We start from the raw sequence: 20,555 nt of genomic DNA, 5'->3' as shown, positions 1-20,555 counted from the left end.
GTTTGGGGGTTTGGGGTTAAACCCCCAAAACCCCCACCCACGACCCGCTGTACCGACGCTCTCCCGCGGCCGACCTCACGCCCGGTCTCCCGCGGCCGACCTCACGCCCGGTCGATCACGGCCTTGAGGAACCGCCGCGTCCGATCGTGATCGGGATCGTTGAACAACTTCTCCGGCGTGGCGTCCTCCAGGACCTGCCCCTGGTCGAACATCATCACCCGGTCCGAAACGTCCCGCGCGAACTGCATTTCGTGGGTGACACAAAGGATCGTGATGTCGGTCGACGCCGCGATCTCGCGCAGCACGCGCAGCACGTCCGCGACGAGTTCGGGGTCCAGCGCGGAGGTCACCTCGTCCAGCAGCAGCACGTCCGGCCGCATCGCGAGCGCGCGGGCGATCGCGACGCGTTGCTGCTGGCCGCCGGAAAGCCGCGTGGGATGGGCGTCCTTCTTGTCCGAAAGGCCCACCATCTCCAGCAGTTCGACGGCTCGCGCTTCGGCCTCGTCCCGGGAAAGGCCGAGCGAGTGGATCGGCGCCTCGGTGATGTTGCGCAACACGTTCATGTTGGGGAACAGGTTGAACTGCTGGAACACCATGCCGATCCGCTTGCGCACGGCCCGCAGGTACTTCTCGTCGGCGGGCACCAGTTTCTCGCCGCGTTTCCGGTGACTGAGGTAGTCGCCGCAGACCTCGATGGTGCCGCCGTCGACCTTCTCCAGTGTCATCAGCAGCCGAAGGATCGTCGTCTTGCCGGATCCGCTCGGCCCGATCAGCGAGACGAACTCCCCTGGCGCGACGGTGAAATCCAGGTCCCGTAGCACCACATGATCGCCGTAGGACTTGACCACCTGAGAGAACCGGATCATCGGGGAATCAACTGTGGGCGGCACGTCGCTCCAACCTTCTCACCAGAATCGAAGCCGGCAGGCTCACCAGCAGGAACAGCACCCCGGCCAGGGTGTAGGGCTCGATGACGCGGAACGTGTCGGCACCGACCTCCTTCGCCTTCGCCAGGACGTCGACGACGCCGATCGCCAGCAGCAACGGGGTTTCCTTGAACATCGAGATCGTGTAGTTGCCGAGCGCGGGCAGCACCCGCGGGACCGCTTGCGGCAGGACGACCGCGGTCCACACCCGTGACCTCGGCAGATTCAGCGCGGTCGCGGCCTCCCACTGTCCTTTCGGGACGGCTTCGATCCCGGCACGGTAGACCTCGGCGGCGTAGGTCGCGTAATGCACGCCGAGCGCCACCACACCGGTGACGAACGGCGACATCGTGAACCCCGTCAGCGGTGGCACGACATAGAAGATCGCGAACACCTGGATCAGCAACGGAGTGCTGCGGACGAACTCGATGAACAGCCGGACCGCCGGTGCCAGCACGGGAATCCCGGCCCGGCGGATCAGCGCGAACACCAGCCCGAGCGCGTACGCGACGACGGAGGCGAGCAGGGTGATCTCGACGGTGACGAGAAGCCCTTCCAGCAGCAGCGGAATCGAGTCGAACGCCGCTTCCCAGCTCCAGTCCATCACACACCTCCCGCGGTGGCCGTCATCTTGGCCGGAGCCCGCCCGAGCCGCCGCGCCGCGGTCCGTTCCAGCAGCCGCATCCCGCTCGTGATCATGAGCGCGAGCAGGAGGTAGAGCACGAGTTCGGTGCCGTAGATCCAGCCGATCTCGGCACTGAACACCGGCCGCAGCAGTTCACCTTGGCGCGCCATCTCCGGGACACCGATGAACGACAGCAGGGCTGTGCTCTTCAGCAACTGGATGAAGAGATTGGTGAACGGTGGCAGCATTTCCGCGAACGCCTGCGGCAGGATCACCCGCCGCATCCGCTGAGCTGGGGTCAGGTTGAGCGCGATGGCGCCTTCGAACTGCGCGCGCGGGACCGAGTTCACCGCGCCTCGGACGATCTCCGCGCCGTAGGCCCCGTGGTTGAGCCCCAGCACCAGGATCCCCGCGAACATCGGGACGAGCTGCAGGCCGACCAGTACCGGAAGGACGAAGTACAGCCAGAACAATTGGACGACTTCCGAGGTGCCACGGAAGATCTCCACGTAGCCGCGGGAAATCCCCCGCACCGTCCGGGACGGCGATCTCAGCGCGAGCCCGGCGACCAGGGAGAGCACCACGGTGAGCGCGATCCCGCCGAGTGCGGCGGCGACGGTCGCGGTCAGTCCACTGAGGACGGTGGTGACGATGTGCGATACCGACGACGACATGACGTCAGCCCCGTTACACCGCGCAGAGTTTCTCTGTGGTGACGTCGGCCTTCGGCAGGTTGTCCGCCGAGAAACCGAACGGCGTCACGATCTTGGTCCATTCGCCGCTGTCGTGCAGTTTCTTGAGTTCGGCGTTGAACGCCTCACGCAGCGGGTTGTCGTCCTTGCGGAAGACGAAGGCACCGGCGGAGACGACCGGCTTGCCGTCCTTGACCGGGTCGAAGCCCGGGGTCACCTCCGCCGCGGCGCCCGGGCTTTTGGCCAGGACGTCCTTGAGAGAGATGTCGGTGAGCGCGGCGCAGTACACGCGGCCGTCGGTGACCGCGCGGAGCATGTTGTCCTGCGAATCGAGGGTGACGATCTGGTCCTCGGCGACACCGGAGTCGGTGGCGTAACCCTTCTCCACGGCCGCCGAGAGCACGGCGACCTTGACCTTCTTGGCCGCGATGTCCTCGAACTTCAGCACCTGCCGCGGATTTCCCTTGGGTACCAGCAAAGCGGTCAACGCCGAGTAGTCGGGGATCGAGAACGCCGCGGCGTCGCACCGCTCCTTCTTGATGTTCATCCCGGCCGCGACCAAGTCGTACTTCCTGGCGTTGAGCGCGGGGATCAGCTGGTCGAAGGAGACCGCTTCGGCTTCCACGGTGTCGATGCCCATGGCCTTGAAGACGGCTCGGGCGACTTCGGGTGCCTCGCCGGTGACCTTGCCGCTCTGGTCCGTGAAGCCGTAAGGCGCTTCGTTCGCGATTCCGATCTTGATCTTTTTCGCGTCCTTGGCCGCTTGCAGCGCGTCCCCGGAAGACGTCGACGTGCAGGCGGACAACAGCACCGGACCGCCGATCGTCACCGCCCCCAGAACCGCGGACCGCCGGAAGAACTCCCGCCTCGACCACTCGCCGTGCACCATAGCGGCACCTCTTTTCGATTAATCGGTTTAATCGAAACGTAGGTGGGTACCTTTGTCCGGGCAGTGTGAGCGGCTTACTCACCACCTGCCGTTACGGTACCGAGATTTACGGTGACTTTAGGTGCTCAGACCGTGGCGCTGCCGCACCAATCCGACAATTCCGTCCATGATGTCGGTGAGTTCGTAGTCCTTGGGCGTGAAGACCCGCGCGATCCCGCGCTCCAGAAGGAGCTTCTCGTCGTCGGGCGGGATGATGCCGCCGACGATGACCGGGATGTCGCCCGCGCCGGCGGCCCGCAGCCCGTCCACGACCTGCGGCACGACCTCGAGATGCGAACCGGAGAGCACCGAAAGCCCGACCACGTGCACGCCCTCCTGGACGGCGGCCGCGACGATCTGGTCCGGGGTGAGCCGGATTCCTTGGTACACCACCTCGAAACCGACGTCGCGCGCCCGCACGGCCACCTGCTCGGCGCCGTTGGAATGCCCGTCGAGACCGGGTTTGCCGACCAGGATCCGCAGCCGCTCCCCGATCTCGGTGCTCGTGGCCTTGACCCGGTCGCGCACGCGGCGGAGCTCCTCGTTGCCCTCGCCCGCCGCCGCGGAGGCGGAAACCCCGGTGGGAGCGCGGTATTCGCCGAAGACCTCGCGCAGCGCCCCCGACCATTCACCGGTGGTGACACCGGCGCGGGCACAGTCGATCGTGGCCTCGAACAGGTTCTCCGAGGTCTTCGCGATGGCCTTCAGCTTCTCCAGCGAAGACTCGACGGCCGCGTTGTCGCGGTGCGCCCGCCATTCCTCGATCGCGCTGACGGCCTGCTTCTCGACGGCGGGGTCGATCGTTTCGATCGCCTTGGCACCTTCGGCTTGCAGCGGCGACGGCTCCGTGGTGTCGAATTTGTTGACCCCGACCAGGATCCGCTCGCCGTTCTCCATACCGCGCCGGTATTCGGCGAGCGAGGCGACGAGTTGCGACTTCATGTAGCCGCTCTCGACGGCCGCGACGGCGCCGCCGAGATCCTGCACCCGCGCGATCTCCTCACGCGCACCCGCCATGATCTCGTCGACCTTGGCCTGGATGACGTGCGAGCCGTCGAAGATGTCCTCGTACTCCAGCAGGTCGGTTTCGAACGCCAGCACCTGCTGCATCCGCAACGCCCACTGCTGATCCCACGGCCGGGGCAGGCCGAGCGCCTCGTTCCACGCCGGCAGCTGGATCGCGCGAGCCCTGGCGCCGCGGGAAAGCGAGACCGCGAGCATTTCCAGCACGATGCGCTGGACGTTGTTCTCCGGCTGAGCCTCCGTGAGCCCCAGCGAGTTGACCTGGACGCCGTAGCGCAGCCGCCGCGCCTTCGGATCCGTTACGCCGTAACGATCACGGGTGATCTCGTCCCAGAGCGCGGTGAACGCCCGCATCTTGGACATCTCTTCGACGAACCGCACCCCGGCGTTGACGAAGAAGGAGATCCGCGCGACCACCTTGGCCATGTCGGCCTGCTCGACCTGGCCGGAATCCCGGACGGCGTCGAGGACGGCGATGGCCGTGCACAGCGCGTACGCGACCTCTTGTGTCGGCGTCGCACCGGCTTCCTGCAGGTGGTAGCTGCAGATGTTGATCGGGTTCCATTTCGGCACGTGGTGCACCGTCCACGCGATCATGTCGGTGATCAGGCGGAGGCTCGGCCCCGGCGGGAAGATGTAGGTGCCGCGGGAGAGGTATTCCTTGATGATGTCGTTCTGCGTGGTGCCGGTGAGCTTGGCCAGCACTTCGTCGACGTCGCGTCCCTCGGCTTCGGCCTGCTCGCGCGCCACGGAGACGTAGAGCGCCAGCAGCCACATGGCGGGCGCGTTGATCGTCATCGACGTGTTGGCCTCGGCGAGCGGGATGCCGTCGAAGAGGCGGCGCATGTCCCCGAGATGCGAAACCGGGACGCCGACCTTGCCGACCTCACCCTTGGAGAGCTGGTGGTCAGGGTCGTAGCCGGTCTGCGTCGGCAGATCGAAGGCGACCGAGAGACCCGTCTGCCCCTTGGCGAGATTGCGTCGGTAAAGCTCGTTGGACGCGGCCGCGGACGAGTGACCGGCGTAGGTCCGCATCACCCAGGGTCGGTCCCGTTCACGGTCCGTGGGATAGGGCACGGTGCACCTCCGGCGCTGGACGACCCACCGAGTGTACCGGCCGGTAACATCGGCCGCGCAGTTGAACCGGACACAGTCGGGTCATTCTCGGGATGATCGAGCTCGCGGAGGATGGCGAACGCGTGCTGCCAGGCGGCGTTGGCGGCGCCCGAGTCCCCGGCGGCCTGGTGGGCATCGCCGAAATGCGTGAGCGTCCCGGCTTCGTTGTAGCGGTCACCCAGCCGACGGAACAGGTCGATCGCGTGCCGGTAGCAGGTGATGGCCTCCTGCCGGTCGCCGAGATGGTGATGGGCGTGGCCGAGGCTGTCCCAGGTGTGGGCCTCGCCGGAACGGTCGCCGAGCGCCTGATGCAGGGCGAGGGCCTGCCGGCACCAGGTGATGGCCTGCCGGTGGTCGTCGAGCTGGGCGTGGCACCAGCCGATCTGGTTGAGCGCCCTGGCCTCCCCGTCCTGGTGTCCGTCGGCCCGGAACAGCTCCAGAGCCAGCACGGCGTGGTCGCGTGCCTCGGCGTGGCGGCCCTGCCGTTCGAACATCCAGCCGAAGTCGAGATGGGTATGGGCCCGGCCGACGCGGTCCCCGAGCCCGCCGAACAGGACCAGGGCGAACCGCAGCTGCGTGTGGGCATCGGCGAACCGGCCCAACCGGACATAGGCGCCGGCGAGGCTGTCGTGAGCGTGGGCTTCGGCGGGCCGGTCGGCCAGGCGGCGCGCGGCCTCCACGGCGGAGCGCTGGGTGGCGGCCAAGTCGTGCCAATGCCCGCGCCGTTCGAGAAAGGTCGCCAATGTCCAGGCCAGCTGGTAGGTGTACGCGTCCGATTCCGAGGCTGCCGCCGCTTCGATGACGGCCAGCAGCGTGGGACGTTCGAGGGTGAACCAGGTCAGCGCCTGCCGGAGATCGGTGAGCGGCGCGACGGTGACTCCCGGCGCGGGCGGGGGCACCGTGATCGGATGGGCACGGTGCGGCTGGAGCAGCAGGGCCGCGGCATGGGCGGTGTGCAGATAGTGGTCGAGCGACCGGCGCCGGGCCGTCCCGTCGCCGCCGTGGGTCCTGGCCTGTTCGGCGGCGTAGGCCCGCAGCAGATCGTGGAAGGTGTACCGGCCCGGCGCGTGTTCGGTGAGCAGGTTGGCCCGTGTCAGCTCGCTCAGCCGCGCTCGCACCGCCGGGAGCGGGATACCGGCGAGGCTGGCCGCGGCCGCCGTCCCGATGTCCCGTCCGGGATGCAGGCCCAGCAGGCGGAACAGCCGGGCGGCTCCGGTGCTCAACGCCCGGTAAGACCAGGAGAACACGGCACGGACGTCGGTGGTGCCGTCACCGCCGTGGAGCGCGTCCAGCACACAGGTGACGTCGTCCAGCTGGGCGGCCACCGTGGCGAGCCGGAAGCCGGGGCGAAGGGCGGCCCGTGCGGCGACGACGGCCAGTGCCAACGGCAAGCCCGCACATCCGGCGATGATCGCCGCCACCGCGGCGGGTTCGGCCGCCACCCGGTCCGGTCCGAGCCGCCGGATCAGCAGCTCCCTCGCCTCGGCCGGGGACAGCAGGTCCAGCGCCAGTGAGTGGGCGCCTTCGACGGCGATCAGCGGCGTGAGCTGGTGGCGGCTGGTCACCAACACCAGGCAACCGGGGGAGCCGGGCAGCAACGGCCGGACCTGTTCGACGTCTCCGGCGTTGTCCAGCACCACCAAGACCCGCTTACCCGCCAGGACACTGCGGTACAGGCCGGTCAGCGCGTCGCGATCGGCGGGGAGCCGCGCCATCGGCACGCCGAGGGCGTCCAGGAAGCCCCGCAGCACGTCGGCCGGGTCCAGCGCCGCACCTGCCGGATCGAATCCGCGCAGGTCGACGTACAACTGCCCGTCCGGGAACCGGGCAGCCACCCGGTGTGCCCAATGCACGGTCAGCGTGGTCTTCCCCGCTCCCGCCGTCCCGGACACGGCGGAGACGGCCACCTCTCCCCTCGCCAGCACCGCGTCCAAAGTGGACAGTTCGGCCGCGCGGCCGGTGAAGCCCGGCACCGCCGGGGGCAGCTGGGCCGGGCGGGCAGGCGGACCGCCGCGGACGGGAGCGGGGGCGAGCAGCCGGGGGTCGTGGCCGAGGATCCGCCGGTGGATGGCGGTGAGTGCCGGAGTCGGTTCCACGCCGGAGTTCTTGACGAGCGCGGCCCGAGCGCGGCGATACGCGGTGAGCGCGTCAGCCTGCCGTCCCGCCTGGTAAAGGGCCGTCATCAACAGGCCCCACAACCGTTCGTGCCCAGGATGGCGGCCGGTCAGCCGGTCCAGCTCGGCGACCATCCGCTCCCCTTCGCCGACGGCGAGACCGGCCTCGATCCGGTCCGCCACAAGGGAAACGCGGACCTGCTCCAACCGCCCGGCCTCGGCCCTCAGCGCGGGGGTGTCGACGAATTCACCGTAGGCGTCGCCCCGCCACAGCCCCAGCGCCGCGGTCAACCGCTCCATCGCGACAGTGGGCTCCCCCGCGGCCAACGACCGCCGCCCGGCCGCGGCGAGCCGTTCGAACCGGACCGCGTCGACCGCGTCCGGCTCCAGCAGCAGCACGTACCCCGGACGGCGGGTCACGATCAGCTCCTGATCCGGCCGGTCACCGGCGGCCTGCCGCAGCGCTTTGCGCAGCAGCGACACGTACACCCGCGCCGTCCGGTCGGCGTCCGGCGGCGCCCGAAGCCCCCAGAGGCCCTCGACCAGCGCGGGCAGGCTCACCACCCGGCCGGCGTCCGCCACCAGCAGAGCCAGCAGCGCCCGCAGCCGGGGGCCGCCCACCTCCAGCAGCCGCCCGCCCGTCTCGACCTCCAGCGGGCCGAGCACCCGGAAGGCCAGTCCCCTCACATCCGGCACCGATGGTTAATCGATCCGGCGCCCGGCCTCATTACGCGGTAACCGGACCATAAACGAACCGTAGGCGGCCGCGGTCACCCTTCGGAGCGAGAACACCAACGCCACATCGCGAACCGAAGGAAGCCGATGAAGATCTTGAGGAGAAAGCCATGAGCCGCGAACTGGCCACCGAGGGCGTCCGGCCGCGCGTCCACGTCAAACGCCGTCTGCTGCAGGCCCTGATCGCCGTCGTGGCGATCTTCGGCGCCGCCGGTCTGACGGCGGGGCCGGCGTCGGCCGTGCAGACCTGCACGGGAGCGGCGAACAGCAACCTGTGCTTCGCGATCAACCGGCTCGACAACGGGCTCTTCGCCGTCCACGTCGGTATCGATGTGCACATGAGCCTGCAGGAGGCACAGGAGTACGTCGACGATCCCGGTGACCCGTTCATCGTGACGATCCGCGGTGACGACAGCGGCAACCTCGCCGAATTCCTCTTCAACGTCCCGCTGACCGCGCTGGGAGCGAGCGCCGGTTTCGGCCTCAGCGGCGACTTCGACACCGTCGTGACCGGTAACGCGCTCAACGAGGACAGCGGCCAGGACGAGCTCCGCGCCGTGGTCACGCTGATCGACACCGACACCAACACCGTCAGCGCGACCTTCGTCTCCAACCGCATCACCGGCAACTGGCCCTGAGCCTCCGGCGCCCGGGACGGTCACCTCGTGACCGTCCCGGGTTCTTCTACGGATTTCGGCTGTGCCGTGCCTCTTCGACGGCCTTCGCCAGCTTCTCGCGGACCTTGCCGACCTCGCTGACCCCCACCAGGATGACCGGGGCCTTCCGGTCCTTGCCGTGGCCGGTGCCGTAGTTCGCCGACGCCCACGCCAGTACGCCGAGCCTGCCGAACGTGATCGTCCCGGTCTTGCCGGGGCCGGGGGTGACGACGGGGTCGTCCAGCTCCGCCAGCGGCGCGGACTCGTCCTTGCGGCGCACCAGGGAACTGGTCGCGATGACCCGGCCGTCCGTCACGGCGTAGGTGGTCGAGGCGAGCCGGAGGTAGCGGATGAGCGGCCTGCCGGCGAGATGGAAGACACCCGCGACGGTGAGCACGAACCAGGCGATCATGTGGAACGCCGTTTCGTGGTGGTAGAAGAAGAACGCGGTGACCCCGCCCAGCCAGAGCAGGCCGAACGGGACGTTGAAGTAGTCGCCGGGGTTGAAGAGGGGCCTGCGTACCGGGTGGCCGGCCCAGATGACCCGTTCGCCCGGAAGGAGGTCGATCTGCCCCTCATGCATGCCAAGGCACACTACCCGTGACTCGCACGGGTGACAGTGTCCGTTCGTCGGTTCCCTTCCGGGCCGAACGGACCTACCGGGGCGGATCTGACTCTCCATAAGGGACACTTTTCGAGACAGACGTGCCCGCTTTGGGCGAGTTGCGCGTTTTCACGAGGGAGTCTCACGACCCCTCGCAGAATCGTGCATAACGGCATCAATTGGACACTGACTCGCCCGGCGATGTCCCTTGTGGACTTTGCCCTGGCACTGTGACCGAAATCCGCGAGACCCGCCCGCGTCCGGCGGCTAGCGTGGGCCACTGTGACGTGGAGTTCGTACAGCAGCTATCTGGTCATCGTCATCCTGATCGTCCTCGCTCCCGGCCCGGACACGATGGTGATGCTCAAGAACTCACTGTCCGGCGGCAGCCGCGGCGGTTTCCTCGCCACGGCCGGGATCTTCGTGGCCAACGCGACCCAGGGCACCGCCGCCGCGCTCGGCCTCGGGGTCGTGATCGCGCAGTCGCAGCCGGTGTTCGTGACGCTGAAGTGGCTCGGTGCCGCCTACCTGGTCTTCCTCGGTTTCCAAGCGCTGCGCGGCGCGTGGCGGGGTGACTACTCCGGCGTCGACGCGGTGAAACACCAACGGGCGAGCGGGTTCCGCCGCTTCCGCGAAGGTTTCCTCTCCAACATCACCAATCCGAAGGTCCTCGTCCTGTACCTGTCGGTGCTCCCGCAGTTCCTCGACCCCGCGACGACATCCGCGTGGCACGCGCTGCTGCTCGCCTACACCGTCGCGGTGCTGGGCTTCATCTGGCTGATGGTGCTGCTGCTCTTCGTGCACCGCGTGCGGACCTGGCTGGAACGCCGCAAGGTCCGCCGCGCGCTCGACGGCGTCACCGGCACCGCGCTGGTCGGTTTCGGCGCCGCGCTCGTGCTCGAGTAACCCCTACGGTCGTTCACGCGATACTCCATATGTCGCAATGGCGCGACTTAGGGAGGCTTCGATGACCAAGAAGACCTACGGCGTAATCGCCGGAGCCGCCTTCTCCCTCGTTCTTTTCGGTGCCGGCGCGGCCGACGCCGTCGAGCACGGCAACCACGGCACTCCGCCCGGCCACGCTCAGGACACCACCGCACCCCAACCACCGTCCAAAGCGGACTTCTCCGGCCACGGCGCGAACAAGCACGGGCCGTACGACTCCACGCGGGACGGATCGCCGTCCGCCAACGGCGACGGCGGTGGCGAAGCGGCCGGGAAACCCTGCGCGGGCTGCGTCGGCAAGGCGGACAACAAGAACCCGCGCGGACAGCTGCCCGACGGCTCGGACGCCAACGCCGGCTACGAATGCGACCGCAACCACGGTGTCGGGCGCGGCAACCCGGCGCATACCGCCTGCGTACCGGACCGGACACCGCCCGCCACGAATCCGCCGGGCGGAACTCACCCACCCGAAGGACCCCGGGCCGCGGTCGCCGTTCCCGCTGTCGCGACGGCGGCGGCCCCCGCGGCGGCTGCCGCACCCCGCGCCGACGTCGCCGTCGCGAGCACGTCTTCGCTGGCCAAGACCGGTTTCGAGGTCGAACCCGCGCTGCTGACCGGGCTGGGATTGCTGACCGCGGGCGGTGCCGCGGTGTTCGCGGGAACCCGGCGGCGCCGGAACGCGTGACTACTTTCGGCGGATGACTTTCGCGCCTCCACCACGTTGAATCCCGTCTCCAGAGCACCGAGCCGAGGAGGCCGTTCGTGAGGTTCACCCCCGCCGCCACCGTCGCGGCGCTGGCCGCCGCCCTGCTACTGGGCGGCGCCACCGCCGCGCCCGCCATCAACTCCTACAACGCCACCCCGGCGCCGGAACGCACCGAAGTCGGCGCGCTCGTCGCCACCTGGGACAACGACGACAACCCGGCGACACCCGACCGGGTCGACTGGGTGTGCTCCGGCACGATGGTCGACGCCGACACGTTCCTCACCGCCGCGCACTGCACCACCGACTGGCCTGCCAACGTGCGGTTCTTCGTCTCCCTCGACCAAGACGTGCAAGCGGGTCTCGACGCGGCCGCGAAGAAGTACCCCGGCGACCCGGCCGCGATCGCCAAGGCCGTCGCCGTGGAGGGTGTCGCGCACAGCGAGCCCGGCTACCCGGGCAACTCCGCCGATTCGCACGACATCGCCGTCGTCCAGCTGCCCGCCAAGCAGGTCGCCGCACGGTGGCGATTCACCCCGGCCAAGCTGCCGAGCGCCGGTCAGCTCGACGAGCTCGGCCCGCAGGGACTGAACTCGACGCCGTTCGTGGTCGCGGGCTACGGCACGCAGGAGGCCGTGAACGGCCCGGGCGGCCACACTCACCCGGGCGGTGGCGTCCGCATGAAGGCGCCCGTCACCTTCGACGCGCTGAACAACACGTGGGTGCGGCTCGCGATGACGGCGCCCCAGGGCAACGGCGGCGCCTGCTACGGCGACTCCGGCGGGCCGAACTTCGCCACCATCGGCGGTCAGCGCGTCCTCGTGTCGACGACCATCACCGGTGACGGGCCCTGCTACGCCACCAACGTCACCTACCGGCTGGACTCGCCGACTTCCCGCGACTTCCTCGCCGCGTTCGTCGCCCTGCCCTGATCGCGCGTGAAGGCCCCCTTCCCTCGGCTGAGCCGAGGGAAGGGGGCCTTCACGCGCAAACGTCAGGCGCGCTCGGGTTCCCCCGCCACGCGCTCGATGCGGGCACCCAGCCGGTTCAGGTTCTCCACGAAATGCGGGTACCCGCGGTCGATGTGGAAGACGTCCCAGACCTCGGTGACGCCGTCCGCGCACAGCCCGGCGAGCACCAGCCCGGCGCCCGCCCGGATGTCCGACGCCCACACCGGCGCGCTGGAAAGCCGTTCGACGCCACGGACGACGGCGTGGTGGCCGTCGGTGCGCGCGTCGCCGGAGAGGCGCATCATCTCCTCGATGAAGCGGAACCGCGCTTCGTAGATGTTCTCGGTGATCATCGACGTCCCGTCGGCCACCGCCGAGAGCGCCACCGCGAACGGCTGCAGGTCGGTCGCGAAACCGGGGTACGGCAGCGTCACCCAGTCGACCGCCTTCGGCCGCTCGGGCTGGACGATCCGGAAGCCCTTGCCGTCGAACGTCTCGACCTCGGCACCCGCCAGGCGGAGCTTGTCGAGGACCAGGTCGAGGTGGTGCGGGTTGACGCCGCGGACGGTCAGGTCGCCCCGGGTCATCGCGGCGGCGAACGCCCAGGTCGCGCCGACGATCCGGTCGCCGATCACCCGGTGCTCGGTCGGGTTCAGCTTCTCGACGCCTTCGACGGTGAGGGTCGAGGTGCCCGCGCCTTCGATCTTCGCGCCCATTTCGGTGAGCATCGTGCAGATGTCGACGATTTCGGGCTCGCGCGCGGCGTTGTCGATGACCGTGGTGCCCTCGGCGAGGACGGCGGCCATCAAGATGTTCTCGGTGGCGCCGACACTCGGGAAGTCCAGCCAGATCTGCGCGCCGCGCAGGCCGTCGGCCTTCGCCACGACGCAGCCGTGCTCGATGGTGCTCGTGGCGCCCAGCTTGCGGAGACCGTTCTGGTGCATGTCGAGCGGCCGCGAACCGATCGCGTCGCCGCCCGGCAGCGCCACGACGGCCTGCTTGAGCCTGCCGACCAAGGGGCCCAGCACGCAGACGGACGCGCGCAGCTTGCCCATCGCGGCCGAATCGGCGCGGTGCGACAGCTCGGCGGGGGTGGTGATCTTCGCGGTGTCGCCGTCGATGACGACGTCGCAACCCACACTGCGGAGGACGTCGCCCATCAGCGGGACGTCCAGGATCTGGGGGCAGTTCGTGATGGTGGTGGTGCCCTCGGCCAGCAGGGCCGCGGCCATCAATTTCAGGACACTGTTCTTCGCCCCGACCACGTCGACCTCGCCGACCAGCCGTGCTCCGCCGTGCACGTCGAAGTGCTCACTCATGGGCGCCAATCATGCCCTCTCGTCCCGATTTGCCTTACGCCGGGCCGGTAGAGTCGGTTTCATGGTCGTTCGCATCAACCGCGTGTACACGAAGGTCGGCGACAACGGCACCACGGCGCTCGGCGACGGCTCGCGAGTGCCGAAGACGTCGCCGCGGCTGGCCGCCTACGCCGATGTCGACGAAGCCAACTCCGTCATCGGGCTCGCACTAGCGATGGGCGGTCTGCCGGCCGAGATCGCCGACGTCCTGCGCGGGGTGCAGAACGATCTCTTCGACGTCGGCGCGGATCTGTGCGCGCCGATCGTGGAGAACCCGCCGTACGAACCGCTGCGCATCACCGAGCGGTACATCGAGCGGCTCGAAGGCTGGTGCGACGAGTTCAACGAGCGCGTGCCGAAGCTGACGTCGTTCATCCTGCCGGGCGGGACCCCGGGTGCGGCCTTCCTGCATCAGGCCCGCACGGTCACGCGCCGGGCCGAGCGCTCCGGCTGGGCGCTGTACGAGGCCGAGCAGGCCACGACGAACCAGCTGGCGATCAAGTACCTGAACCGGCTCTCGGACCTGCTGTTCATCCTGTCGCGGCTGGCGAACCCGGACGGCGACATCCTGTGGCGGCCCGGCGGCGCGAGCTGAAGGACGCTTTCCTCGCGTAAGACGCGGTGAAGGACGCTTTCCCCGCATCCGATGCGGGGAAAGCGTCCTTCAGCTCACGTTCAGCCCTGTTCTTGAGCTGCCCAGTGACGCGTCAGGTCGACATCCGGCGTCCCGTCCTTGCCGGGGTCGACGGCCTTCATCGTGATGGTGTCCTCAAGGGACACGTGCTCAGGAAGGTGGCTCCAGCGGTTCGTGTCCTCGCTCTGGGTCATGAGCCGAGAATAGACGTGGATCACGTCGGGAGCCCGGTAGAAATGCCGGTGGATGCCCTCAACTGCTCGCATTCAGCGGGCTGGATGCGAGCAGAAGGGTCACAGACCCCAGGAGGCCCGGAGGGCGGCGAGGGCGTCATGGAAGCCGGGGAACGTCTTCTTCACGCAACCCGGATCGTCCAACGTGATCCCGGGCGTACGCAGCCCCGTGACGCTGAACGCCATCGCGATCCGGTGATCCCGCCGGCACTTCACCTGCGCCCCCGTCGGCACACCCGGCTGGATCTCGATCCAATCCCGCCCCGTTTCGACCGTGATGCCCATCGCGCGGAGGTTCTCCTCGCAGGCGGCCAGCCGGTCGCATTCCTTGATCCGCGTGTTGTAGACGTCCTCGATCCGCACCGGCCCGTCCGCGAACGGCGCGATGGCCGCGAGCGTCGGCACGGTGTCGGAGATGTCGCGCATGTTCACCGTGACCCCGCGCAGCCCACCCGTTCCGGTCACGGTGACCGCGTCCGAGCCCACCTCGACGTCCGCGCCCATCTTCCGCAGGACCTCGACGAACTGAAGATCCCCTTGCAGCGCGCCCGCGCCCAGCCCCGGGATCGTCACGGACCGCCCGGTCAGCGCGGCGGCGGCGAAGAAGTAGCTCGACGTCGAAGCGTCGGGCTCGATCTCGTAGCGGCAGCCCCGGTACGGCGTGGGCGGCACGACGAACGTGTCGCCGTCCCGGACGACCTCGACACCGAAGCGGCGCATCATCGCGATGGTGATCTCGACGTAGGGCACCGAGACGAGGTCGGTGACGGTGATCCGCAGTCCCTCGGCGGTCAGCGGGCCGACCAGCAGCAACGCGGTCAGGAACTGTGACGACAGGCCCGCGTCCAGCGTGAGTTCCCCGCCCTTGATCCCGGCGGCCCGCACCACCAGCGGGTGGTGCCCTGGCGAGCCTTCGAAGGTGAGGTCGACGCCCAGTTCGAGCAGCGCGTCGGTGAGCGGCCCCAGCGGCCGGGCGCGCATCTGCTCGGACGCGTCGAACCGGAAGGTCCCGTGGCCGGCGGCGGCCAGCGCCGGAAGGAACCGCGCGGTGGTGGCGCCGTCGCGGCAGAAGACGTCTGCGCTGTCGACGGCGGGACCTTCGGGACGGCCCTCGATGGTCCACTCACCATCGGAACGGGTGATCTGGTAGCCGAGCTTGACCAGGCCCTCGGCGAAGCCCTCGGAGTCGTCCGAGCGCAGCGGCTTGCTCAGTATTGTCGTGCCGTGCGCGGCGGCCGCGAGGAACAACCCTCGGGCGGTGATCGACTTCGAACCGGGGATGTCGACGATGGTCACGCCGCGAGCATACGACGTCGCGGCGTAACCGATTCAGGAAGCGCGCGGAAGCCGACGTCCTGGCGGGGCCGACTCCAGCCAGGAGAGGAAGCCGGTGAGGGCGCCGGGGCCCATCGCGATCTCGATCGCCTCCTGCGTGGCGGACTCACACCGCAGGACGATCGAACCTTCGGGGACGGCGTACGCCTCCGTGCCGGACGGGTCGCGCCGGTCCGCGATCTCCATGCTCACACGCTCGAACACGCGATCCGGGCCGGTCCGCAGGCTCCAGACCCGGAACCAGACGAACTGCTCACCCTCGTAGCGGCCCAGCCCCAGATGCCAGCTGGACCGCGCCTCGTCCGGACGCCACCGCAGCGCGACGCTCACGCCGCCACCGCGGCGCATCCGGACCCATCGCAACGAATACCAGGCCGCGAGCACGGCCAGGATGGTCAGGGCCCCGAGAACACCCACGGCGATTTCCACGGCCCGGCCCCTGTCCTTCGCCCGGTCAGACTGACTGACCGGCCGCGCGGAGCTGGGCGGTCGCCCGAGCCCGCTCTTGCTCGTCTTCGCCGCTCAGCGCCTTCTTGGCCGCATCGACGTCGATCTCGTGCGAAAGCTCCGCGCTCTCGGCGAGGATGCTCACGCCGGTCGCGGTGACCGACAGGAAACCGCCGTGCACCGCGGCGGTCACGGTCTCGCCGTCCGTGGTCGTCACCTTGACGACGCCACCCTCGACGAGCTGCCCGAGCACAGGCTCGTGACCGGCCATGATGCCGATCTCGCCCTCGGTGGTCTGCGCCACCACGAACGTGGCGGTACCGGACCAGAGACGGCGCTCGACGGCTACCAGCTCGACAGAAATCTCAGCCACGTAGCTTCCCTTCACCTCAGGTGCTGCCACCGAGTCTAATAGTCAAAGTTCCAACTATGCGAACGGCGGGACCAGCGTCCACAGTAGACACTGATCCCGCCGCTCATCGGAACATCACTTCTTGGTGATTTCCTTGTACTTCTTCTCGAGGTCTTCGAGGCCACCGATACCCAGGAACGCCTGCTCCGGGTAGTGGTCGAAGTCGCCCTTGGTGATGCGGTCGAACGACTCGATGGTCTCCGCCAGCGGCACCGTCGAGCCCGGGATCTGCGTGAACGCCTCGGCGACCAGCATGTTCTGCGACAGGAACCGCTCGATGCGGCGCGCGCGCTGAACGGTGAGCTTGTCCTCTTCCGAGAGCTCGTCCATACCGAGGATCGCGATGATGTCCTGCAGCTCCTTGTACTTCTGCAGGATCCGGATGACCTCGGAGGCCACGCGGTAGTGGTCCTCACCGACGATGGCCGGGTCGAGGATGGTCGACGTCGACGCCAGCGGGTCCACCGCCGGGAAGATGCCCTTCTGGAACACGCCACGCGAAAGCTCCGTGGTGGCGTCCAGGTGGGCGAACGTCGTCGCCGGGGCCGGGTCGGTGTAGTCGTCCGCGGGGACGTAGATCGCCTGCATCGAGGTGATCGAACGACCACGGGTCGAGGTGATCCGCTCCTGGAGCTGACCCATCTCGTCGGCCAGCGTCGGCTGGTAACCCACGGCCGAAGGCATACGGCCCAGCAGGGTCGACACCTCGGAACCGGCCTGGGTGAACCGGAAGATGTTGTCGATGAAGAGCAGCACGTCCTGGTTCTGCACATCGCGGAAGTACTCCGCCATGGTCAGCGCGGACAGCGCGACCCGCATACGGGTGCCCGGCGGCTCGTCCATCTGGCCGAAGACGAGGGCGGTGTCGTTGATGACGCCGTCCTCGGACATCTCCAGGAAGAGGTCGTTGCCCTCACGGGTGCGCTCGCCGACACCGGCGAACACCGAGGTACCACCGAAGTTCCGGGCGACACGGGTGATCATCTCCTTGATGAGCACCGTCTTGCCGACGCCGGCACCGCCGAACAGGCCGATCTTGCCACCCTCGACGTACGGGGTCAGCAGGTCGACGACCTTGAGGCCGGTCTCCAGCATCTTGGTCTTGCCTTCGAGCTGGTCGAAGGCGGGCGGGTTGCGGTGGATGCCCCAGCGCTCGAGGTCGTCGCCGTAGCCGGGCTCGTCGAGGCACTCGCCGAGCGCGTTGTAGACGTGGCCCTTGACCTTGTCGCCGACCGGGACCGTGATGGGGCCGCCGGTGTCGGTGACCTCGGCGCCACGGACGAGGCCGTCCTGCGGCTGGAGCGAGATGGTGCGGACGAGGTTGTCACCGAGGTGGCTGGCGACCTCGAGCGTCACCGTCTTGCGGAGCTGCTCGAACTCGATTTCGACCTTGAGCGCGTTGAACTGGTCGGGAACGGAACCGCGCGGGAATTCGACGTCGACGACCGGGCCGGTCACCGAGACGATGCGCCCCTTGGCACGGGCTTCAGTACTGGTCATCAGTCATCACTTCCTGCTGCGGTGAGAGCGTTCGCTCCACCGACGATTTCGGAGATCTCCTGGGTGATCTGCGCCTGGCGGGCCTGGTTCGCCTCCCGCGTCAGCGTGTTCACCAGTTCGTTCGCGTTGTCCGACGCCGCCTTCATCGCGGTACGGCGGGCCGCGAGTTCGGACGCCGCCGACTCGAGCATCGCCGCGAAGATCCGCGTGTTGATGTACTTCGGCAGCAACGCGGCGAGCAGCTTCTCGGCACTGGGCTCGAACTCGTAGCTCGGGAGCAGGCTTTCCGGCTTCTCCTCTTCGCCCTCGACGTACTCGACCTCGAGCGGCGCGACACGCTTGGCTGTCGGACGCTGGGTCAGCATCGAGACGAACTCGGTGTAGACGACGTGGATCTCGTCGACACCCAGGATGCCGTCGGCGTTGCCCGCCTCGTCGTCGGCGCCGTTCAGGAACGACTCGACGATGAGCTCACCGGCCTCCGCGGCGTTGACGTAACCCGGCTGGTCGGAGAAGCCCGTCCAGCCTTCGGTCACCTCGCGGCCACGGAACCGGTAGTAGCTCAGGCCCTTGTTGCCGGTCACGTACAGCACCGGCTCCTTGCCCTGCTCACGCAGCAGCGTGAGGAGCTCCTCGGTCGCCTTCAGCACGTTGGAGTTGTACCCACCGCACTGACCCTTGTCGCTGGTGATCACGAGGACCGCCGCGCGCTTCGGGTTGGGGCGCTCGACCAGAAGCGGGTGGTCGAGGTTCGCCGAGGCGCTGGCCAGCGCGGAGAGCACATTGGTGATCTCGTCCGCGTAGGGCCGCGACGCCGCGACCTTCGCCCGCGCCTTGGTGATGCGCGCGGTGGCGATGAGCTCCATCGCCTTGGTGATCTTGCCGATGGACTTGGTCGCCTTGATACGCGACCGGAGTTCTCGGAGTTGTGCGGCCATGAGCTACCAGCTCACTTCTTCGGTGCGGGCTTGTTGACCTTGACGGTCTCCTGCCCGACCTTCTCGGCGTCCATCGCGTCGGAGACCTCGACCAGGCTCTTGCCCTCGGAGGTGGTGAACTCCTTCTTGAACTCGTTCACCGCGTCGACCAGCCCGGAAGCGGTCTCCTTGGAGAACTTGCCCGATTCGCGGATGTCCTTGAGCAGCTCGCCGTGCTTACGGCGCGCGGAGTCGACGAACTCGTCGCGGAAGCGGCGCACGTCCTCGGTCGGGACCGTGTCGAAGTGGCCGTTGGTACCGAGGTACACGGTGACGACCTGCTCCTCGACCGGGATCGGCGAGTACTGCGGCTGCTTGAGCACCTCGTACAGCCGCGCTCCACGCTCGAGCTGCGCCTTCGACGCGTCGTCGAGGTCCGAAGCGAAGGCCGCGAAGGCCTCCAGCTCGCGGTACTGCGACAGGTCGATACGGAGCGAACCCGAAACGTCCTTCATCGCCTTCACCTGCGCGGCACCACCCACGCGGGAAACCGAGATACCCACGTCGATGGCCGGGCGCTGACCGGCGTTGAAGAGGTCCGACTGGAAGAAGCACTGACCGTCGGTGATCGAGATGACGTTGGTCGGGATGTAGGCCGACACGTCGTTCGCCTTGGTCTCGATGATCGGGAGACCGGTCAGCGAGCCCGCGCCCAGCTCGTCCGAGAGCTTCGCGCAACGCTCGAGGAGACGGGAGTGCAAGTAGAAGACGTCGCCGGGGAAGGCTTCACGGCCCGGCGGGCGACGCAGCAGCAGCGAGATCGCGCGGTAGGCGTCGGCCTGCTTGGTCAGGTCGTCGAACACGATGAGGACGTGCTTGCCCTCGTACATCCAGTGCTGGCCGATGGCCGAACCGGTGTACGGCGCGATCCACTTGAAGCCGGCGGAGTCCGACGCGGGGGCCGCGACGATGGTGGTGTACTCCATCGCGCCGGCGTCCTCGAGGGACTTCTTCACCGCGGCGATCGTGGAGCCCTTCTGGCCGACCGCGACGTAGATGCAGCGAACCTGCTTCTTCGGGTCGCCGGAGTCCCAGTTGGCCTTCTGGTTGATGATCGTGTCCACCGCGACGGCCGTCTTACCGGTCTTGCGGTCACCGATGATCAGCTGACGCTGGCCACGGCCGATCGGGGTCATCGCGTCGATCGCGGTGATACCGGTCTGCAGCGGCTCCGACACCGGCTGGCGCTCGACCACCGAAGCGGCCTTGACCTCCAGCGGACGACGGCCGGAGGTCTCGATCTCGCCGAGGCCGTCGATCGGGGCGCCCAGCGGGTTCACGACGCGGCCGAGGTAGCCCTCGCCGACCGGAACCGAGAGGACCTGACCGGTCCGCTTGACCTGCTGGCCTTCGACGACGGTCTCGAAGTCACCGAGGATCGCGGCACCGATGGAGCGCGCGTCCAGGTTCAGCGCCACCCCGAGGACCCCGCCGGGGAACTCGAGCAGCTCGTTGGCCATCGCCGAGGGAAGGCCCTCTACGTGGGCGATGCCGTCACCGGCGTCGATGACGACGCCAACTTCTTCCCGGCTCACGTCCGGGGCGTAACTCGAGACGTAGTTCTCGATCGCGCTACGGATCTCATCCGAGGAGATCGTCAGCTCCGCCATTTCAATCCCGCTCTCGCTTCGTTCGTGCCAGT

General features: G+C 68.4%; 20 protein-coding genes. 5 read left to right on the top strand and 15 right to left on the bottom strand.

Annotated features, from left to right (window positions below; translation table 11 throughout):
- Positions 1-101 precede the first annotated feature (101 nt).
- The 6 genes from ehuA to ACZ5ZX_RS07440 all read right to left on the bottom strand — a co-directional run bounded on the left by ehuA (position 102) and on the right by ACZ5ZX_RS07440 (position 8,120).
- Positions 102-866, bottom strand: coding sequence for an ectoine/hydroxyectoine ABC transporter ATP-binding protein EhuA (gene ehuA, locus ACZ5ZX_RS07465; protein WP_465501624.1), 765 nt, complete (start codon positions 864-866; stop codon positions 102-104).
- 7 nt (positions 867-873) lie between these two features.
- Positions 874-1,530 carry an ectoine/hydroxyectoine ABC transporter permease subunit EhuD gene (gene ehuD, locus ACZ5ZX_RS07460; RefSeq protein ID WP_465501176.1) on the bottom strand — a complete coding sequence of 219 codons (657 nt, stop codon included), beginning with the start codon at positions 1,528-1,530 and terminating at the stop codon, positions 874-876.
- The gene (gene ehuC / locus ACZ5ZX_RS07455; protein WP_465501175.1) at positions 1,530-2,225 is read right to left on the bottom strand and encodes an ectoine/hydroxyectoine ABC transporter permease subunit EhuC; all 696 of its coding nucleotides are present in this window, start codon (positions 2,223-2,225) and stop codon (positions 1,530-1,532) included. Before ehuC ends, ehuD begins: the two co-directional genes overlap by 1 nt.
- Before the next feature lie 13 nt (positions 2,226-2,238).
- On the bottom strand, positions 2,239-3,132 hold the full coding sequence (gene ehuB, locus ACZ5ZX_RS07450) for an ectoine/hydroxyectoine ABC transporter substrate-binding protein EhuB (RefSeq protein ID WP_465501174.1): 894 nt from the start codon (positions 3,130-3,132) through the stop codon (positions 2,239-2,241).
- Positions 3,133-3,249: 117 nt separating this feature from the next.
- Positions 3,250-5,229, bottom strand: a complete 1,980-nt coding sequence (locus tag ACZ5ZX_RS07445; RefSeq protein ID WP_465501623.1) for a protein meaA — start codon at positions 5,227-5,229, stop codon at positions 3,250-3,252.
- Complete coding sequence (locus tag ACZ5ZX_RS07440) at positions 5,229-8,120, bottom strand: AfsR/SARP family transcriptional regulator (protein WP_465501173.1); 2,892 nt, start codon at positions 8,118-8,120, stop codon at positions 5,229-5,231. Before ACZ5ZX_RS07440 ends, ACZ5ZX_RS07445 begins: the two co-directional genes overlap by 1 nt.
- A gap of 149 nt (positions 8,121-8,269) precedes the next feature.
- On the opposite strand from ACZ5ZX_RS07440, the gene ACZ5ZX_RS07435 reads away from it, so the two are divergent.
- Entirely contained in the window at positions 8,270-8,797 is a 528-nt protein-coding gene (locus tag ACZ5ZX_RS07435) for a hypothetical protein (RefSeq protein WP_465501172.1), read from the top strand.
- A 46-nt stretch (positions 8,798-8,843) separates the two neighbouring features.
- On the opposite strand, the gene ACZ5ZX_RS07430 is transcribed toward ACZ5ZX_RS07435, so the two are convergent.
- A complete protein-coding gene (locus ACZ5ZX_RS07430) occupies positions 8,844-9,398 on the bottom strand; it encodes a hypothetical protein (RefSeq protein WP_465501171.1) in 555 nt (184 codons plus the stop codon).
- A 303-nt stretch (positions 9,399-9,701) separates the two neighbouring features.
- Here ACZ5ZX_RS07430 and ACZ5ZX_RS07425 point away from each other — a divergent pair, with 303 nt between their 5' ends.
- The 3 genes from ACZ5ZX_RS07425 (at position 9,702) to ACZ5ZX_RS07415 (ending at position 11,999) form a co-directional block, all read left to right on the top strand.
- Entirely contained in the window at positions 9,702-10,325 is a 624-nt protein-coding gene (locus ACZ5ZX_RS07425) for a LysE family translocator (RefSeq protein WP_465501170.1), read from the top strand.
- Between the two features lie 61 nt (positions 10,326-10,386).
- Positions 10,387-11,049 (top strand): LPXTG cell wall anchor domain-containing protein, encoded by a 663-nt coding sequence (locus ACZ5ZX_RS07420; protein WP_465501169.1) that lies wholly within the window; start codon positions 10,387-10,389, stop codon positions 11,047-11,049.
- 77 nt (positions 11,050-11,126) lie between these two features.
- A complete protein-coding gene (locus tag ACZ5ZX_RS07415; protein ID WP_465501168.1) occupies positions 11,127-11,999 on the top strand; it encodes a trypsin-like serine protease in 873 nt (290 codons plus the stop codon).
- A gap of 62 nt (positions 12,000-12,061) precedes the next feature.
- Here ACZ5ZX_RS07415 and murA read toward each other — a convergent pair whose 3' ends face one another.
- The gene (murA, locus tag ACZ5ZX_RS07410; RefSeq protein ID WP_465501167.1) at positions 12,062-13,336 is read right to left on the bottom strand and encodes a UDP-N-acetylglucosamine 1-carboxyvinyltransferase; all 1,275 of its coding nucleotides are present in this window, start codon (positions 13,334-13,336) and stop codon (positions 12,062-12,064) included.
- A 61-nt stretch (positions 13,337-13,397) separates the two neighbouring features.
- On the opposite strand from murA, the gene ACZ5ZX_RS07405 reads away from it, so the two are divergent.
- Positions 13,398-13,970, top strand: coding sequence for a cob(I)yrinic acid a,c-diamide adenosyltransferase (locus tag ACZ5ZX_RS07405; RefSeq protein ID WP_465501166.1), 573 nt, complete (start codon positions 13,398-13,400; stop codon positions 13,968-13,970).
- An 80-nt stretch (positions 13,971-14,050) separates the two neighbouring features.
- Here the strand turns inward: ACZ5ZX_RS07405 and ACZ5ZX_RS07400 are convergent, their stop codons facing one another.
- The 7 genes from ACZ5ZX_RS07400 to atpA form a co-directional block, all read right to left on the bottom strand.
- Positions 14,051-14,203 carry a hypothetical protein gene (locus ACZ5ZX_RS07400; protein ID WP_465501165.1) on the bottom strand — a complete coding sequence of 51 codons (153 nt, stop codon included), beginning with the start codon at positions 14,201-14,203 and terminating at the stop codon, positions 14,051-14,053.
- Positions 14,204-14,302: 99 nt separating this feature from the next.
- On the bottom strand, positions 14,303-15,538 hold the full coding sequence (gene aroA / locus ACZ5ZX_RS07395; RefSeq protein ID WP_465501164.1) for a 3-phosphoshikimate 1-carboxyvinyltransferase: 1,236 nt from the start codon (positions 15,536-15,538) through the stop codon (positions 14,303-14,305).
- Positions 15,539-15,571: 33 nt separating this feature from the next.
- Positions 15,572-16,006, bottom strand: a complete 435-nt coding sequence (locus tag ACZ5ZX_RS07390; protein ID WP_044852456.1) for a DUF2550 domain-containing protein — start codon at positions 16,004-16,006, stop codon at positions 15,572-15,574.
- Between the two features lie 25 nt (positions 16,007-16,031).
- Positions 16,032-16,397, bottom strand: coding sequence for a F0F1 ATP synthase subunit epsilon (locus tag ACZ5ZX_RS07385; RefSeq protein WP_007028324.1), 366 nt, complete (start codon positions 16,395-16,397; stop codon positions 16,032-16,034).
- Positions 16,398-16,511: 114 nt separating this feature from the next.
- Positions 16,512-17,936, bottom strand: a complete 1,425-nt coding sequence (gene atpD / locus ACZ5ZX_RS07380) for a F0F1 ATP synthase subunit beta (protein WP_044852455.1) — start codon at positions 17,934-17,936, stop codon at positions 16,512-16,514.
- A complete protein-coding gene (locus tag ACZ5ZX_RS07375; protein ID WP_465501163.1) occupies positions 17,936-18,874 on the bottom strand; it encodes a F0F1 ATP synthase subunit gamma in 939 nt (312 codons plus the stop codon). Before ACZ5ZX_RS07375 ends, atpD begins: the two co-directional genes overlap by 1 nt.
- Positions 18,875-18,885: 11 nt before the next feature.
- Positions 18,886-20,523, bottom strand: coding sequence for a F0F1 ATP synthase subunit alpha (gene atpA / locus ACZ5ZX_RS07370; protein ID WP_465501162.1), 1,638 nt, complete (start codon positions 20,521-20,523; stop codon positions 18,886-18,888).
- Positions 20,524-20,555 lie beyond the last annotated feature (32 nt).

This window comes from Amycolatopsis sp. NPDC033938, from assembly GCF_055575975.1.
The sequence above is the reverse complement of the archived record's forward strand: the minus strand, read 5'-3'. Positions and strand labels throughout refer to the sequence as shown.

Coding starts and splice junctions, on each gene's coding strand:
- ACZ5ZX_RS07400 (WP_465501165.1), bottom strand. CDS start 14,203: ATGACCCAGAGCGAGGACACGAACCGCTGGAGCCACCTTCCTGAGCAC.
- ACZ5ZX_RS07435 (WP_465501172.1), top strand. CDS start 8,270: ATGAGCCGCGAACTGGCCACCGAGGGCGTCCGGCCGCGCGTCCACGTC.
- ehuC (WP_465501175.1), bottom strand. CDS start 2,225: ATGTCGTCGTCGGTATCGCACATCGTCACCACCGTCCTCAGTGGACTG.
- ACZ5ZX_RS07375 (WP_465501163.1), bottom strand. CDS start 18,874: ATGGCCGCACAACTCCGAGAACTCCGGTCGCGTATCAAGGCGACCAAG.
- ehuB (WP_465501174.1), bottom strand. CDS start 3,132: ATGGTGCACGGCGAGTGGTCGAGGCGGGAGTTCTTCCGGCGGTCCGCG.
- ACZ5ZX_RS07430 (WP_465501171.1), bottom strand. CDS start 9,398: ATGCATGAGGGGCAGATCGACCTCCTTCCGGGCGAACGGGTCATCTGG.
- atpA (WP_465501162.1), bottom strand. CDS start 20,523: ATGGCGGAGCTGACGATCTCCTCGGATGAGATCCGTAGCGCGATCGAG.
- ehuA (WP_465501624.1), bottom strand. CDS start 866: ATGATCCGGTTCTCTCAGGTGGTCAAGTCCTACGGCGATCATGTGGTG.
- murA (WP_465501167.1), bottom strand. CDS start 13,336: ATGAGTGAGCACTTCGACGTGCACGGCGGAGCACGGCTGGTCGGCGAG.
- atpD (WP_044852455.1), bottom strand. CDS start 17,936: ATGACCAGTACTGAAGCCCGTGCCAAGGGGCGCATCGTCTCGGTGACC.
- ACZ5ZX_RS07420 (WP_465501169.1), top strand. CDS start 10,387: ATGACCAAGAAGACCTACGGCGTAATCGCCGGAGCCGCCTTCTCCCTC.
- ehuD (WP_465501176.1), bottom strand. CDS start 1,530: ATGGACTGGAGCTGGGAAGCGGCGTTCGACTCGATTCCGCTGCTGCTG.
- ACZ5ZX_RS07445 (WP_465501623.1), bottom strand. CDS start 5,229: ATGCGGACCTACGCCGGTCACTCGTCCGCGGCCGCGTCCAACGAGCTT.
- ACZ5ZX_RS07405 (WP_465501166.1), top strand. CDS start 13,398: ATGGTCGTTCGCATCAACCGCGTGTACACGAAGGTCGGCGACAACGGC.